Here is a 16,023-nt window from a genome sequence, read left to right as displayed (position 1 = left end):
GCATGGTAGAGGGGCCGCGACACATTATCCAGTGCCGCATTCTTGCAAATTTCCCTCAGTGCTTGTCTTCCCGCAATGTGTACAGGCCCTGCTTCAGCTTCAGTAGGTGCTCTTGCAACTGGGGGCCTTTGCGCTGGGCAACGCCGATGGCGAGCACATCGATCACCACCAGGTGGGCGATGCGTGAGGACAGTGGTGTATAGATCTCAATATCCTCCTCCACATCCACTTCTAGCGGGATACTGGCCTGCTGCGCCACCGGCGAACCGCTGGGTGCCAGGCCAACCACCAGAGCGCCCTGCTCCTTTGCCATGCTCATCGAGCGCAGTAGTGCCTTGGTGCGGCCACTCTGGGAGATAGCCACGACTACATCGCCAGGCTGCATAGACATGGCTGACATATTCTGGATGTGGTGGTCCGAGTGGGCGGCGGTGGCCAATTGCAGGCGGAAGAACTTGTGCTGGGCATCGGCGGCGACAGCACCAGAGGCGCCAAAGCCGAAGAATTCCACCCGCTTGGAAGCGGCCATCGCAGTGACAGCGGCTTCCAAGGCGCGGTCGTCAATTCTATCGCGCACTTTTAGCAGAGTATCTACTGTTGAGTCGAACACCTTGCGTTTGTACTCGGCAATGGTGTCGGTCTCGGTCACCGCAATTTGGCCGAAGCTGGGGCTGGAAGCCAGCTGTTGCGCCAGGTTCAACTTGAACTCCTGGAAGCCGGAACAGCCCACGGCGCGACAAAAGCGCACCACGGTCGGCTCGCTCACCTGGGCCTCGGTAGCCAGGTCGACGATGCGCATATGAATAATTTCATCGGGATTGGCGAGAATATACTCCGCCACCTTGCGCTCAGATTTGCGCATGGATGACAGTTGCTCACTGATTCGTTGCGTTACTTCCGCCGGTTTCACAGGACTTCCTTCTCTATGCCAGTTGGCGCAGTTTAGCCGCTGCGCCCCCGGCTGGCGAGGGGCTTTGCATTGTCAGCCAGGGTAAAATCCTGTTTATTTACACAGGTCTTATGCAGCAGCTCTGGTACAATCTTCGCCCATGGACGTATCTCAGATTTTAGACCCCCTCAACGACGCCCAGCGCGAAGCGGTAGCTGCCGCGCCCGGCAATCAATTGGTTCTGGCCGGTGCCGGCTCGGGCAAGACCCGGGTGCTGGTGCACCGCATCGCCTGGCTGATGCAGGTGGAGGGCGCCTCGCCCTACTCTATTATGGCGGTGACCTTTACCAACAAGGCGGCCCGCGAGATGCGCGCTCGTATCGAAGAGCTGCTGGGGGTGAATACCTTTGGCATGTGGGTGGGCACTTTCCACGGCCTGGCTCACCGCCTGCTCAAAGCTCACTGGCAAGAAGCCAAGTTGCCGCAGAACTTCCAGATTCTGGATTCCGACGACCAGCTGCGCCTGATCAAGCGGGTACAGGCAGATCTGGGGCTGGACGATAAAAAGTGGCCGCCGCGGGAAACCCAGTGGTGGATTGGCGCGCAGAAAGATGAAGGCCTGCGCCCGCAATATATCAATGCCGGCGCCGATCCCTGGTTGCAGACCATGGTGCGCATCTACTTCGCCTATGAAGAGGCCTGTCAGCGCGGTGGGCTGGTAGATTTTGGCGAGTTGCTGCTGCGCGCCCACGAACTTTGGCTGAATAACGACAGTATTCTGGCCCACTACCGCCGGCGTTTCCCCCATATCCTGGTGGATGAGTTCCAGGATACCAACACGATTCAATACGCCTGGTTGCGCCTGCTCGCTGGGGAGCAGTGCCATATCACCGCTGTGGGTGACGATGACCAGTCCATTTACGGTTGGCGCGGCGCCAAGATCGAGAATATCCAGCACTTTTCTACAGATCTGCGTGAAGTGCAGACGGTGCGCCTGGAACAGAATTATCGCTCTACCTCCACCATTCTGAACGCCGCCAATGCGGTGATCGCTAATAACAGCGGTCGTCTGGGCAAGGAGTTGTGGACCAAGGGTGAAGAAGGCGAGCCTATCGCCGTCTACGCCGCCTACAACGAGCAGGATGAGTCGCGCTTTATCGTCGAGCGTATCAATGACTGGGTGCGCGATGGTAATCGCCGCGACAGCATTGCCATCCTCTACCGCTCCAACGCCCAATCCCGGGTGCTTGAAGAGGGGCTACTGCGCGAACAGGTGCCCTACCGTATCTACGGTGGCCAGCGCTTCTATGATCGCCTGGAAATCAAAAATGCCCTGTCCTACCTGCGCCTGATCAGCAATCGCAATGATGACACTGCATTTGAACGGGTGGTGAATACCCCCACTCGTGGCATTGGTGCGCGCACGGTGGAAATGGTGCGCTCCTTTGCTCGCGAGCAGGGCTGCTCCTTGTGGCAGGCGGCCAAGCTGATGTTGCAGCAACGGGTATTGGCTGCGCGCGCCGGTAATGCTCTGCAGAGCTTTCTGGATCTGATCAACCAGCTGGCTGCAAATGCGGAAGATAAAGAGCTGGATGCCATTGCCGAGGATTTGATCGAGACTAGCGGCCTGCTGGAATTCCACGGCAAAGAAAAAGGTGAGAAGGGCCAGACGCGGGTGGAGAACTTGCAGGAATTGGTCACTGCTTGTCGCTCTTTTGCCGGTGTGGACCTGCCCGAGGGCGAGGAAGATGAGGAGGAAATTCCTCTTCTTAACCAGTTCCTCGACAGCGCCGCCCTCGATGCCGGTGAAGGCCAGGCGGATGAGTTTGAAGATGCCGTCCAGCTGATGACCCTGCACTCTGCCAAGGGCCTGGAATTTCCTTTGGTGTTTATGGCGGGCGTGGAGGAAAACCTGTTCCCCCACAAGATGTCTGCACAGGAACCCGGCCGTATGGAGGAAGAGCGGCGCCTCTGCTACGTGGGTATCACCCGCGCCATGCGTAAGCTGTATATTACCTACGCGGAAAACCGGCGCCTGTTTGGCAGCGAGACCTACAACAGTCCGTCTCGCTTTATCGGTGAGATTCCGCCAAATTTGGTGCACGAAGTGCGTTTGAAGACCGAAATTTCCCGCCCCCTCTACCAGGCGGATTATGGCAAGGTGGGCCAGTTTTCCGACCCGGCGCCAGATTTTGATGATTTACCACCATTGGCACTGGGTGGCCGGGTTGAGCATGTCAGGTTCGGCGAGGGCACCGTAGTGCAGTTCGAAGGTAATGGCCCCCGTGCACGTGTACAGGTCAATTTCGATGATGTTGGCAGTAAATGGCTGGTAGTGGCTATGGCTAAGCTGCAGCCTTTATAGATTGTTTGCTTTGGTAAAAACCAAGTCAGATTAGAAATTTTTTCTACACTGATTTCGGTTTTTCCCAAAATCCCGACCATTTAAAAAAGATCGTTTATCGATGATCAGCGCCTTACAAGAAAAAAGATAATTAAAAGCGATGAAAAAAGTTAACTGGTATCCCGCTATTATTTTGGGCCTACTGGCCCTACTCGTTGTTACCTTTGCTGCACTGGTCACTTCCCGCGTAGCACAGGGCCCTGCACAACACTTTTCCGATAATGGCAACAAAGAATTGTTCGAGTGGAAGCTTGTCACCACTTGGCCAAAAAATTTCCCCGGCCTTGGCCAGGCCCCAGAGCGCTTTGCAAAAAACGTTGAGTTGATGTCCTCCGGCCGCCTCAAAATTAAAGTTTATGGTGCGGGTGAGCTGGTACCCGCTCTGGGTATTTTTGGTGCGGTATCTGAGGGCGCTGCACAGATGGGGCATGGTGCCGCCTATTATTGGAAAGGCAAGATTCCAGCGGCCCAGTTTTTTACCGCGGTACCGTTTGGTTTAAACGCCCAGGAAATGAATGGCTGGCTGCACCACGGTGGTGGTTTGGAACTCTGGAAAGAGATTTATGAACCGTTCAACCTGATACCCCTGGCCGGTGGCTCTACTGGGGTACAGATGGCGGGTTGGTTTAACAAACCAATTAACTCTGTTAAGGATTTGCAGGGCTTAAAAATGCGAATTCCCGGTCTGGGCGGTGAAGTATTAAACCGGGCCGGCGGTACCGCTGTGACTATTCCCGGTGGTGAACTTTATACCGCGCTGCAGACTGGTGTTATTGATGCGACCGAGTGGGTTGGACCTTACAACGATCTCGCTTTCGGTTTCCATCAGGTTGCCGAGTACTACTACTATCCTGGCTGGCATGAACCCGGTTCAATGATGGAATTTATCGTCAATAAAAAAGCTTTTGAGAAATTGCCCAAAGACCTACAGGCTATTGTGCGCGTGGCTGCCCGCGAAGCAAACCAGGATATGTTGGATGAGTACACCGCACGTAATAATCGCGCCCTGCGTGAGCTGGTGGAAACACACGGAGTCAAAGTTAAGCGTTTGCCAGACGATGTGCTTGCCCATTTAAAGCAGATCAATACTCAACTGATGCAAGAGACCGCAAATAAGGACCCAGAATTTGCGCGTATCTATAAAGCCTTTAAGGATTTTGAGCGGGATGTGCGGCCCTATCACCAGATAAGTGAAGAGGCTTATTACCAGGCGCGTGAACTTGATGGAGAAAGCAAGAAACAGGAATAAAAGGCAGAATTAATATCATAGAAGGGAAACTGGTTTAAGGCAGTTTCCCGAAATAGTTTTGCAAGTCGTTTCAGGGCAGTGGTCTGGTATGCCCTCTATCGTCGATAGCGACAAAAACAAACTCACCCTCGGTGACCTTTACCTGCTCACCAGAGTCCACCCGTGTCAGCCATACCTCAACCATTGTTCTAATAGAGGAACGCCCTACCTCTATAGCCTCGGCATAACAGCTGACCGTAGAGCCAACCGGAACCGGGCGTAAGAACACCATACTGCCGACCGCTACGGTAGTTACCCTGCCGCGCGCAATGCTTTGGGCCAAGATTGCTCCAGCCAGGTCCATTTGCGACATCAGCCAACCAGCGAATACATCCCCCTGGGGATTGGTATCACGGGGCATAGCCAGGGTTTGCAGGGTAAGCGTGCCTGTTGGTTGCGGGTTTTCATCAAGGGCTGAAAGTGCGGACATCGACTACTCACAGATTGTTAGAGTTATTGGTTTCCACCTGAGGGAAGGTGGCGCATTCTAGCACAAATTGAGTAGTATTTGACCAGTACTTGTCTGAGTTTTTCCAACGAAAACGAGGGAAGTTTTTCCCAGCCACCCCCCTAGGTGGCCGGGAAATTAGTGACAAGAGCCCTAAAGTGTCTCTATTGCTAACAGATTGTCGTCCGGGTTTTTGTCGATCATCTTGATATAGGGATCAAAGCCAGCAATGCTCGGTTTGCCCTTCACCTCAAACTCCAGCAGGGTGGTCTCTTCACTGATCTCCTGTTTGGCCAAGTAGAGCACATTGTCTGAACTGGTATTCTTGTCGGGATCTTCTGCAAAAATGGCAACATCTATCCAGTTATTGATGGGAATTTCTTGTTCCTGTCCATCCCCTTCGGCTTCATATTTGTGCGCTTCCAGCTCCAGTAATACGCGATAATTGCCGTTCTCCAACAACTCATAGGTGGCATTTGCGACTTTGAGATCAAAGAGGACTACTCGCTCCAGCATATCGGTGATTAGCTCTTGCTGGGGTGGTTTGGCGTGGGCTCGGAGTCTTGCCACTAAATCCATGCTGGTGGGATAGGGATCACTGGAGAAGCCTTTTTCTTTTAACAGGGAAGCCAAAGCCGCATTGACGGCATCTTCACCCATCGCATCCTTAAGGGCATACATCGCTAGCGAGCCCTTGTCGTAATGGATATAGGTCTGGTTCTCGTTGCGAGATAAAGGTAACTCCTCAAGCAACTCGGTACCCCGAGCGCTCAGGTAGCCATCTAGCTCATATTTGAGGAAACGACGCATTTTTTCAGGGCCGTATTCCCGCTCCATCACCATTAGTGCTGAGTACTGCGCCAGGGTTTCAGACAGTAGAGTCGCTCCCTGTACATTGGCGCCAATCAATTGATGCGCCCACCACTGGTGTGCCACCTCGTGGGCGGTTACATAGAAGACGTAATCAATCTCATCCGGGTCCCGCAGATCGGCGACAAAACCGATAGATTCAGAGAAAGGTACGGTGTTGGGGAATGCCTGGGCAAAGGATTCATAGCCCGGGAACTCGACGATACGCAGTTGGCGATACTGATAAGGGCTGAATGCCTTACTGAAATACTCCAGGGACTTTTTCACCCCCTCAACCATACGATCTATGTTGTAGTCGTGGGGCTTGTGGTGGTAGACCTCAATGGCAACGTCCTGCCACTTATCTTTGACCACTGTGTAGTCCGCTGAAAGGTAGGAAAAAAAGTTGTGAATGGGCGCGTCCATCTTGTAATGAAAATAATGGCGCTCTCCCTCCTGCCAGTCTTTTTGTAGGTAGCCGGGGGCCAGTGCTATCTGTCCCAAGGAAGTACTGACGGTGGTTTCAAAGTTGATCCAGTCGGAGTCGCTGCGAAGATAGGATTTTCGGTAGTGCTCTTTGTCCTCCAGTTTGGGCATACGCTGCGGCGGCGGTAGATCGTGCTTTTTACGCAGGTGACGATCAGTCAACTCAAAATTGCTGTTGTAACCGATAAAGGGCAGCGCTTCGTAGTTATTAAAGAAGGTACCGTTCTGCACCAAGGTGGTGGAGGAGCCGGAGTTCATAAAGCCGCGATTGATCCTGCTCAGATCAAACTCCAGCGTGAGGGACTGGCCGGGTTCAAGTGGGCGATCCAGCTCGAAGAAATAGTGTCCGAACTGCTCGTCCTTTTCGCGTAACTTGGCCTGATTTAGGGATAACTGGTTAACTGTAAGGCCGCGATCCAGCCCTATAACTACCTCATCAATCGACTCCTCACGCTTGTTAACCAGGAAATAGCGGCCGCGCACTTCATAGCGGCGTTCATTGGGGAAGATATCCACATCCACTTTGACATCGGTGATATGTGGTGCGAGTTTATCCTCCAGGGCCTTGTATTTCTTCTCATAGTCTGCAGCCAGTCGCTCACGATCCTTGCTGGTTTCGTAGTGATTGAGAATATTGGTGTTGTAGAAAATAAAGACGCCCGTGCCGATAAACAGTAGCAGGGTTGTGGAGGCAGTTAATCGACTGGAAAGCCCCAATTGGAAGCGCAGGGCTTTGACCCGGCTAGTTAGAGGAGCCAGGGTTCCGCGCTGCCAGAGCCCGTAACTCAAGATGGCCAGTATCAGGCTGAAGCTGATCCAATATAACGCAAACCAAGCCCGACCCTGATCAAAGTGACCATAACCATTCATGTCCGAGTAAGGTGCGGCGTTCCAGTCTGCAAATTGATAGAGGTTGTGTTCGAACCCAAGGCCATCAAGGACACTGGAGCTAATTAAGTAGCCCACCATCAGCAGCATGCCGAGGAATTTATTGCGGGTTATCACCTGGGCAAAGATTGATAGGACTGCCATCAAGTAAAACGGCAGCGCAAACTGATACCAGAGTCCGTAAAAATACAGTCCAGGCTCAAGAGTTGTATATCCCTTGCCCAGCTGTACAGCCACAGTGGTAAGCATGCAGGCTATCAGGATACCGGCCAGAACTACCAGCATTGCACTAAACTTGCTCGCTACGAAAATCCAGCTGGGTGTGGGCACGGCATCCATAATTTCATGGCAACCGGCCTGGCGTTCTCGCCACACCAATTCAGCCCCATAGTAGATCAGAATAATCAACATGATGAGGCTAAAAGCACCTTCTATCAGACTGACCATAGAACGAGTCACCGGGTATACCGAGGTGCCAAATACTGCCTCCAGGCTCAGGGATGCGCCCAAGACATTCAGAACACCTAGTGCCAGGATTACCCAAAAAGCTAGGCTTTTTACTACTGCTTTTACTTCAAAACCGCAGCGTATACGGAATTGTTGCCAAACCGTGGCTGCCCCAAAGTTTGGAGTAATTCGCGGTAGGGGCTTGATGTACCTAGGTATCTCACTATCTGCAGCTTCTGTGGTGCGGCGGCGCGACCAGAGAGGTTTACGTTCGACAAATGAAAAGCATTTATAGCCTAAGCCGATAAATAATAAGCTGGCGCCCAGCCATAGTAAGCGGTTGATTAGAAAGTTTCCCTCTAGTGCGATCATAGAGGTATTGCGATCGAAAGCGGTCCAGTAGCGAGTTGTCTCCTGGAAGGCGGCGATACCAAAGGGGTCAGCCAGTGCGGCAGCACTTCGATAGGCGGGTTCATCCATGATTCCCTGGCTGGTGAAATAGAGTATCAGGAAGGCGATCAACCCCAGGTAAGTGGCCATCATGCTGCGAGTTATGGCTGCCAGGCTAAAAAACATGGCGCTGCAAAACAGCATGGTGGGAAAGATAAGTATGAATAAGGTTTGCAGGTAGTGGGATATTTGAGTGGGGCCCAAGCGCTCTGGGTCTAGCCAAGGCATCCATGAACCGAACAGCATACCCAGCGCCGTAGATGAGAAAGCCAGGAAGGCTACGGCGAATGATCCTGTGAAGCGCCCCAATAAATAATCACGCTTACTGATAGGGGTACTGAAGACAATACCTTCCATTTTCATATCGCGATCACGCAGCACCGGATTGGCTGCGAAGGCGGCAGTGATAAAAATACTGAAAACGCACATTACTAACAGGGTTAGCATAATCGCGTAGGGAGAGTTGATCAGGGTGCTACCGCCACCGCCGCCGATCTGTATATTGTCGACGGTCATAGCACCAAAAGTCAGTAGAAAAAATACCAGGCTGGTCACATAAAACAGTGGCTGGCGCAACTGGTAGTGAAATTCAAACTTAGCAACCGATAAAAACATTTCGAAATCCCCCCCCATCTCAAGCGGCGCTAGCCACATGAGCTTTTTTATTGCTAAACAGGGTGGAGAAGTAGACATCTTCAAGGTCCGGTTGCAGCTGCTCAAAGCCTACTGCCGGTTGGGTATCTGCCAGCGCATGCACAACATGGCGCCCGGCTAATAAACGAGTGGAAATCACATCAAAATTATTGTGGCATTCTTCCAGCTCAGATTTATCGACGGTGCGCCGCCATACACGTCCTTGCAATTTAGAGATAAGTTCTTCGGGTTTACCTTGGGCCACAATTTGACCTGCGGCCAGGATCGCCATATTGGGGCACAGATCGGCAACATCTTCGACAATATGGGTGGAAAGAATTACCACTACGTTCTCGCCAATTTCGCTAAGCAGGTTGTGAAAGCGATTGCGCTCCTGAGGGTCGAGACCAGCGGTAGGCTCGTCGACAATAATCAGGCGTGGGTCACCGATCAGGGCTTGGGCAATACCAAAGCGCTGGCGCATACCCCCAGAGTAACCGCTTAGGTTTTTTTTGCGATCCTTAAATAAATTTGTCTGGTGCAGTAATTCAGCCACCATTTCGCGACGCTCTTTGCGATTACTAATACCTTTTAGAACTGCCATATGATCGAGCATATCTTCAGCACTGATTCTCGGATAAACCCCGAAATCCTGTGGTAGATAACCCAAGGTGCTGCGAATTTTCTGAGGGTTACTGGCCACATCGATACCATCAAAAGTGATGGAGCCGCTGTCTGCAAATTGCAGCGTGGCGATAGTACGCATTAAAGAAGACTTGCCGGCACCATTGGGGCCGAGCAATCCGAACATACCCTTGGGAATATCCAAGTTGACGTTTTTAAGCGCATGCACGCCGTTATCGTAGGTCTTGGAAAGGCTGGTAATATTTAGCATTTTTTAAATCCTTTTTAATTTTTTATTCGTGCTTGGATATCGATAGCAGTGTTTAATTCCTTTTGATGGATCTATTTTTAAGGAGAGATATCCACAGAGGTTTATTGATGGTCTGGCGAGCAAATTAAAAAATTGAATGCCAATTTAGCAGGTGCTGGTGACTTGCCGTAGGGAATCAAGATGTGCTGTTGAATTTAAGGGGCGAAGGGTTTATTAAGTTTCAATGTTAGTACGATCGTTTTGGGCTGGATCCAATCGGTAGCGATACAAGGTCTTATCACTACCGATCGTTGTCTTTTGGGTTAATTCTGAACCACCCCCGGCAACCAAGTCACCAGAGCAGGCCAGAGTGCTAGGAGGCACAAAATCAACAGCTGAATAGCGATAAATGGCATAACGCCGCGATAGATAGCGGAAGTGGCCACTGAACTTGGCGCAACACCGCGAAGGTAAAACAATGCAAATCCAAAGGGTGGGGTAAGGAAGGATGTCTGCAAGTTGATTGCAATCATGATGCCCAGCCAAATCGGGTCCACACCCATCGCCAACAACACCGGCCCAACAATGGGCACCACCACAAAGGTGATCTCAATAAAGTCGAGAATGAAACCGAGCAAGAAGATCACCAGCATGACCAGCAAGGTCGCACCAATAACACCTCCAGGCAGGCTGTGGAAAATACTGGTGACAAGTTCTTCACCGCCATATCCACGGAAGACCAGTGAGAACAATGAAGCACCAATAAGAATGGCAAACACCATCGCGCTTACCTGTAGAGTGCTGCGACCCACCTCCCCCGCTTGCGCCCAATGCAGAGCACCGCGACTGTAAGCCAGTAAACCCGCCCCCAGAGCACCTACGGCGGCGGCTTCTGTAGGCGTTGCGGCACCGGTAATAATTGACCCCAGCACTAATAGCATCAAAGCGATAGGAGGAAAAAGGCTACTCAGTAGCGGCCAAACTTCCAGAGGTTGCTGCTGCGCGGTCTTGGCCTTACTCGGAGAACGGCGCGCCACAAACAATAGATAAACAATGTAGGCTGCTACCAGCAATAGGCCGGGAATAATGGCACCGATAAAAAGGTCACCAACGCTGACCGGCTTGGGGTTAAAAATACCTGCGGATAGTTGTGCCTGCTGGTAGGCGTTGGAGAGAGTATCCCCAAGCAGCACCAGAGCAATAGAGGGGGGAATAATCTGCCCGAGGGTGCCGGTGGCGCAGATGGTGCCGGTGGCGAGCTTTGGGGAGTAGCCCTGCTTCAACATAGAGGGCAGGGACATTAATCCCATAGTCACCACGGTGGCGCCCACAATACCGGTACTAGCGGCCAGAAGTGCGCCGACGACCACTACAGAAATGGCCATACCCGCCGGCGCGCCCATAAATACTTTGGTCAGATTGACCAACAAGTCTTCGGCGATTTTTGCTCTCTCGAGAATGACTCCCATCAAGACAAAGAGCGGCACGGCAACCAGGGTGCCGTTTTGCATAATGCCGTAGAGGCGGTCGGGGAAGGCACGCAGTAGCTCGGCATCGAAAGCGCCATACACGATACCCAACCCGGCGGTGATTAGGGCCGTACCGGCGAGCGTGAAAGCTACCGGGTAACCGAACATCAGTAGCCCGCAAACGGCGGCAAACATCAATAGAGGTATCAGCTCGATCATGCCTCTGCCTCCTCCACCTGCTTGAGCAATCGTGGTTTCGCTACAGATTCGCTTACCGGGCTTGAAACCTCCATAAGCTGTAGCAGAGCACGAATAAACTGGGCGGTGCCGGCGAGACCGAGGGTTACTGCCGCGAGGGGAATCAGACTTTTCAGCAGGAAAACACCGGGAAGGCCGCCGGCATTGGCGCTCTCCTCAAGCACTGACCAACTATTCAGAGCAAACTGCCAGCTGCTCAGCAACATAAAAGTGCAGATTGGCAAAAGAAATAGCAGAAAACCCACGGCATTAACCCAAGCTTTGCCCCTGGGACCCATTCGCCGATAGAAGACATCGACACGCACGTGGGCGTCGGTTTGCAGGGCATAGGCCAGGCCCAACATAAAGGCGGCACCGTGCAGATAGATTACGGACTCCTGTAGCGCTATGGAGCCACTGTCGAACAGGTGGCGCAGAGCCACAACGCAGGACTGTATTAAGACCATGGCCCAGGTAAACCAGGCGAGCAGGTGGCCGGTGCGACTGGATAGACTCTCCAGTGCACGCGCTCCACGCATCAGAAATAGCATGGGGGCTTCTCTCTTTACATCTTATTGTTATCTCGTTTGTATGCAGGTTACCGCTTTGCCTGCCCGGGCACCAGCGGGGTAAATTTCCGGCTGTAACTTTTTTGTCATGTTTTATTCATAGAATCGTCATCCGTTGTTCCTAGCATCGCCGCGTGAAATAAAAAACACTCATCGGAGTTACACATGAACAAGCAAATTTTGGCTACTTCCCTGGCGGCATTGACCCTTGCCACCTCTCAGGTAGCCCTGGCGGCTCGCGACTACATCAGTGTTGTGGGTTCTTCCACTGTTTACCCTTTTACCACCACTGTGGCGGAGCGTTTCAGCCGTGCTACCCAGTTCAAGACTCCGGTAGTTGAATCCACAGGTACTGGCGGCGGCATGAAGCTGTTCTGTCAGGGCGTTGGTGAAAGCACTGCAGACATCACTGGTGCTTCCCGCCGCATTAAGCAGTCCGAGCTGGAGATGTGTAACGGCAACGGCGTTGATGTTGTGGAAGTACAGATTGGCTACGACGGCATCGTGCTGGCCAATGCTAAGAAAGCAACGCCTTTCAAGCTTTCCCGCAAAGATATTTTCCTGGCCCTGGCAAAAGAAGTACCGAACCCGGATGGTTCCGAAACGCTGGTAGCCAACCCTTACAAGACCTGGAAAGACGTAAACCCAGCGCTGCCCAATACCAAAATTGAAGTTCTGGGGCCGCCCCCCACTTCCGGTACCCGCGATGCCTTCGCGGAGCTGGCAATGGAAGGTGGTTGTAAGAAATTTGGCTGGATCAAGGCCATGAAGAAAAAAGATAAGAGCGCTTACAAGGCGATCTGTCACAACGTACGCGAAGACGGCGCTTATGTTGAAGCCGGTGAGAACGATAACCTGATCGTCAACAAGTTGGTTGCCAATCCGAATGCCCTGGGCATCTTTGGTTTCAGCTTCCTCGACCAGAATGCCGATAAAGTACAAGGCTCTTTGATCGAAGGACAGGCTCCGACTTTCGACTCTATCGCCGATCAGAGATATCCAGTTTCCCGCCCGCTGTTTATTTACGTGAAAAAGGCACATGCCGACGTAGTGCCAGGTATCAAGCAGTTCCTGGCGGAGTTCACCAATGAGCGTGCTTGGGGTGATGAAGGTTACCTGACTGACAAAGGTATGATCCCGCTGCCCCAAGAGAAACGCCAGAAAATTGCTACTGACGTTCGCAAGCTGAATGCCCTGAGCAATCTTGCTGCGAAGTAAATTTATCTTGGAGTAGTACAGTCAAAGGGAATTGACGGCCAAGCTCGAGAGGGCTTGGCCGTTTTTATGAAAGCCAAGTGGAAACACAGGGAAAAGTCGGGATAATGCCGACATCGACATTTTTAGCACGGTAATTCAATGCAAACCCCCACACTGTTCGCCCTTTTGCTGCTGTTGATTTTAGTGGCCTACGGTACCGGCTTTAGTCGTGCACTGAGTGCAGCGCGCAGCCGCGGAGGCCTGCGTAATCTGGCCTCACTGCCCAGCTATCATGGATTATTTACCGCGCTTTGGTGTGGTTTACCGGCACTTTTACTACTGGGTGCCTGGCTGATTTTTGACGATGCCATTATTCGCTCTATGGTGATGCACAGCATCGCCGACAAGCCCGATACCATTGCCGGGCAGAACCTGCTCTTTGCACAAATTCAAAATCTCGCCGCTGGCCATTTGGTGGGAGAGTCATCCCCACAGTTACAGTTGGCTGCCGAGCACCTCAGTCAGTTGCGCAATAATTCCAATACTCTACAGGCCTTTTTAAGCCTGGTATTGGCGGTGGGCCTGGGGGCATTTGCACTGTTGCGTTTTTCACCGGAGCTGCGTGCCCGTGAGAAAGTGGAAAAAGTCCTGAAGGCCATTCTGATTACCTGTGCCTGCGCCGCGATTTTTACCACTGTGGGTATTTTGTTCTCGGTACTGTTTGAGTCGCTGCGCTTTTTCCAGTCGGTGCCGGTGACTGAATTCTTGTTCGGCCTGCACTGGAGCCCGCAGATGGCCCTGCGCGCCGATCAGGTTGGTTCCAGCGGAGCCTTTGGTGCGGTACCCCTGTTTACCGGCACCCTGATGGTTTCCGCAATCGCCATGTTGGTGGCGGTGCCTGTGGGCCTGATGGCCGCTATTTATCTGGCCGAGTACGCCAGCAGGCGCGTGCGCAACGTGGCCAAGCCTATTTTGGAAATTCTCGCCGGTGTACCCACCGTGGTATACGGCTTTTTTGCGGCACTGACTGTTGCCCCATTTATTCGCGACCTGGCCACCTCAATGGGTTTACAGGCCTCCAGTGAGAGCGCCCTGGCCGCTGGCCTGGTGATGGGGATTATGATTATCCCATTTGTCTCTTCATTATCTGACGATGTTATTAATGCAGTTCCGCAGTCCCTGCGCGATGGCGCTCTGGGATTGGGTTCAACCCAATCGGAGACCGTGCGCAAGGTGGTGATTCCCGCCGCCCTGCCGGGAATTGTCGGCGGTGTACTCTTGGCGGTATCTCGCGCAATTGGTGAAACGATGATCGTAGTGATGGCCGCGGGCCTCGCCGCCAACCTGACTGCGAACCCTCTGGATTCGGTCACCACTGTTACCGTGCAAATCGTGACGCTACTGGTCGGCGACCAGGAGTTTGACAGTCCCAAGACCCTGGCCGCATTTGCGCTTGGCCTGATGCTATTTATCTCCACTCTGGTGCTGAACTTTATCGCCCTGCACGTAGTGAAAAAATACCGGGAGCAGTATGACTAACCTCACCCAGACGCAGGTTCGTGAGCGCATCGAGAAGCGCCTCGCCAGCCGCCATCGCAAGGAAAAACTGTTTCGCGGGCTGGGCATTGCCAGTATCGCTTTCGGCATACTCGCGGTTGTTATTCTATTCAGCGATATTATCAGCAAGGGTAGCGGCGCCTTTGTACAGACCGCCATTGAGCTGGAAGTGCACTACGATGCGCAGGTACTCGGTATTGATAAGGTCGATGACGAGAGCCTTGCCTGGGCCAATTTCACCGGGGTGATCCGCGCGGCGTTGCGCGAGCGTTTTCCCTCGGTGACTGGCCGCAGTGACAAGCGTGAGCTATATAGCCTGGTCTCCTCGGGGGCACCCTTTAACCTGCGTGATCGCCTGGCTGCAAACCCAGAGCTACTCGGTAAGAGCGAGAAGGTATGGTTTGCCGCTGACGACGATGTGGATACTTTTGTTAAAAGTCTGAAGGATTCCAAAGAGGGCTTCCGCGGCCGCACATCCGAGCAGAAAGCCGGCTGGATCGAGCAGTTGCTACAAAGTGGCGAACTGAAGAAGCGTTTTAACACCACCTTCTTTACCAACGGCGATTCGCGCGAGCCGGAACAGGCAGGTATCCGCGCCGCTTTGATGGGCTCGCTGTTTACATTGCTGGTGACTTTGGCGCTGTCTTTCCCAATCGGGGTGGCTGCCGCTATCTACCTGGAAGAATACGCGCCGAAGAATCGTTGGACCGATTTGATTGAGGTGAATATCAATAACCTCGCGGCAGTGCCGTCCATCGTATTCGGTTTGCTGGGGCTGGCGATCTTTATCAACTTTTTTGAGTTGCCGCGCTCTGCGCCTCTGGTTGGTGGTCTGGTACTTACCCTGATGACGTTGCCGACAATTATTATTTCCAGCCGTGCGGCGTTGAAGGCGGTGCCGCCTTCGATTCGCGAAGCGGCGATGGGTATGGGCGCCTCGCGTATGCAGGTGGTTTTCCATCATGTGTTACCGTTGGCCATGCCCGGTATGCTCACCGGTGCGATTATTGGTATGGCCCAGGCCCTGGGTGAGACTGCTCCCCTACTGATGATCGGTATGGTTGCCTTTATTGTAGATGTACCCGGCGGAGTTACCGATCCGGCCACGGTATTGCCGGTACAGATTTTCCTCTGGGCCGACAGCCCAGAGCGCGCCTTTGTGGAGCGTACCTCTGCAGCCATTATGGTGCTGCTGAGTGTATTGATTCTTATGAATACCAGTGCAGTAATGCTGCGCAAGAAACTTGAGCGCCGCTGGTAACAGCGCGGATAATCGGAAAACGGGATTATTTATGAGTACCATGACCCTGGATGCCGCCGGAAATTCTGAAGCGGCGC

Annotated in this window: 11 protein-coding genes; 5 read left to right on the top strand and 6 right to left on the bottom strand. The window is 52.8% G+C overall.

Features of this window, described 5'->3' with window-relative positions:
* Positions 1 to 55: 55 nt before the first annotated feature.
* On the bottom strand, positions 56 to 910 hold the full coding sequence (gene hexR / locus ACJJIO_RS09660; protein WP_108735063.1) for a transcriptional regulator HexR: 855 nt from the start codon (positions 908 to 910) through the stop codon (positions 56 to 58).
* Positions 911 to 1,049: 139 nt separating this feature from the next.
* Here hexR and uvrD point away from each other — a divergent pair, with 139 nt between their 5' ends.
* Both uvrD and ACJJIO_RS09650 read left to right on the top strand, forming a co-directional pair.
* Positions 1,050 to 3,254 (top strand): DNA helicase II, encoded by a 2,205-nt coding sequence (uvrD, locus tag ACJJIO_RS09655; RefSeq protein ID WP_444910861.1) that lies wholly within the window; start codon positions 1,050 to 1,052, stop codon positions 3,252 to 3,254.
* Positions 3,255 to 3,393: 139 nt separating this feature from the next.
* Entirely contained in the window at positions 3,394 to 4,542 is a 1,149-nt protein-coding gene (locus ACJJIO_RS09650) for a TRAP transporter substrate-binding protein (protein WP_444910860.1), read from the top strand.
* Between the two features lie 70 nt (positions 4,543 to 4,612).
* Here the strand turns inward: ACJJIO_RS09650 and ACJJIO_RS09645 are convergent, their stop codons facing one another.
* The 5 genes from ACJJIO_RS09645 to ACJJIO_RS09625 form a co-directional block, all read right to left on the bottom strand.
* Positions 4,613 to 5,011 (bottom strand): acyl-CoA thioesterase, encoded by a 399-nt coding sequence (locus ACJJIO_RS09645; RefSeq protein ID WP_152455932.1) that lies wholly within the window; start codon positions 5,009 to 5,011, stop codon positions 4,613 to 4,615.
* Positions 5,012 to 5,182: 171 nt separating this feature from the next.
* Positions 5,183 to 8,764, bottom strand: coding sequence for an ABC transporter permease/M1 family aminopeptidase (locus ACJJIO_RS09640; RefSeq protein ID WP_444910859.1), 3,582 nt, complete (start codon positions 8,762 to 8,764; stop codon positions 5,183 to 5,185).
* Positions 8,765 to 8,783: 19 nt separating this feature from the next.
* Positions 8,784 to 9,677 carry an ABC transporter ATP-binding protein gene (locus ACJJIO_RS09635; protein ID WP_444910858.1) on the bottom strand — a complete coding sequence of 298 codons (894 nt, stop codon included), beginning with the start codon at positions 9,675 to 9,677 and terminating at the stop codon, positions 8,784 to 8,786.
* Positions 9,678 to 9,979: 302 nt separating this feature from the next.
* On the bottom strand, positions 9,980 to 11,344 hold the full coding sequence (locus ACJJIO_RS09630; protein WP_444887598.1) for a TRAP transporter large permease: 1,365 nt from the start codon (positions 11,342 to 11,344) through the stop codon (positions 9,980 to 9,982).
* Positions 11,341 to 11,913 carry a TRAP transporter small permease subunit gene (locus tag ACJJIO_RS09625; protein ID WP_444910857.1) on the bottom strand — a complete coding sequence of 191 codons (573 nt, stop codon included), beginning with the start codon at positions 11,911 to 11,913 and terminating at the stop codon, positions 11,341 to 11,343. Before ACJJIO_RS09625 ends, ACJJIO_RS09630 begins: the two co-directional genes overlap by 4 nt.
* Before the next feature lie 183 nt (positions 11,914 to 12,096).
* On the opposite strand from ACJJIO_RS09625, the gene ACJJIO_RS09620 reads away from it, so the two are divergent.
* The 3 genes from ACJJIO_RS09620 (at position 12,097) to pstA (ending at position 15,946) form a co-directional block, all read left to right on the top strand.
* Positions 12,097 to 13,149, top strand: a complete 1,053-nt coding sequence (locus tag ACJJIO_RS09620) for a PstS family phosphate ABC transporter substrate-binding protein (protein WP_252083916.1) — start codon at positions 12,097 to 12,099, stop codon at positions 13,147 to 13,149.
* Positions 13,150 to 13,287: 138 nt separating this feature from the next.
* Positions 13,288 to 14,667: a phosphate ABC transporter permease subunit PstC gene (gene pstC / locus ACJJIO_RS09615; protein WP_444910856.1), complete on the top strand. Its 1,380-nt coding sequence runs from the start codon at positions 13,288 to 13,290 to the stop codon at positions 14,665 to 14,667.
* Positions 14,660 to 15,946, top strand: a complete 1,287-nt coding sequence (gene pstA, locus ACJJIO_RS09610; RefSeq protein WP_444910855.1) for a phosphate ABC transporter permease PstA — start codon at positions 14,660 to 14,662, stop codon at positions 15,944 to 15,946. The genes pstC and pstA overlap by 8 nt, the downstream gene beginning before the upstream one ends.
* Positions 15,947 to 16,023 lie beyond the last annotated feature (77 nt).

Source organism: Microbulbifer mixtoriginis (SeqCode), assembly GCF_052467235.1.
The sequence above is the reverse complement of the archived record's forward strand: the minus strand, read 5'-3'. Positions and strand labels throughout refer to the sequence as shown.

Bases quoted from the DNA above. Each gene is read 5' to 3' on its own strand.
- uvrD (WP_444910861.1), top strand. From the start codon at position 1,050: ATGGACGTATCTCAGATTTTAGACCCCCTCAACGACGCCCAGCGCGAA.
- ACJJIO_RS09650 (WP_444910860.1), top strand. From the start codon at position 3,394: ATGAAAAAAGTTAACTGGTATCCCGCTATTATTTTGGGCCTACTGGCC.
- ACJJIO_RS09645 (WP_152455932.1), bottom strand. From the start codon at position 5,011: ATGTCCGCACTTTCAGCCCTTGATGAAAACCCGCAACCAACAGGCACG.
- ACJJIO_RS09640 (WP_444910859.1), bottom strand. From the start codon at position 8,764: ATGTTTTTATCGGTTGCTAAGTTTGAATTTCACTACCAGTTGCGCCAG.
- ACJJIO_RS09635 (WP_444910858.1), bottom strand. From the start codon at position 9,677: ATGCTAAATATTACCAGCCTTTCCAAGACCTACGATAACGGCGTGCAT.
- ACJJIO_RS09630 (WP_444887598.1), bottom strand. From the start codon at position 11,344: ATGATCGAGCTGATACCTCTATTGATGTTTGCCGCCGTTTGCGGGCTA.
- ACJJIO_RS09625 (WP_444910857.1), bottom strand. From the start codon at position 11,913: ATGCTATTTCTGATGCGTGGAGCGCGTGCACTGGAGAGTCTATCCAGT.
- ACJJIO_RS09620 (WP_252083916.1), top strand. From the start codon at position 12,097: ATGAACAAGCAAATTTTGGCTACTTCCCTGGCGGCATTGACCCTTGCC.
- pstC (WP_444910856.1), top strand. From the start codon at position 13,288: ATGCAAACCCCCACACTGTTCGCCCTTTTGCTGCTGTTGATTTTAGTG.
- pstA (WP_444910855.1), top strand. From the start codon at position 14,660: ATGACTAACCTCACCCAGACGCAGGTTCGTGAGCGCATCGAGAAGCGC.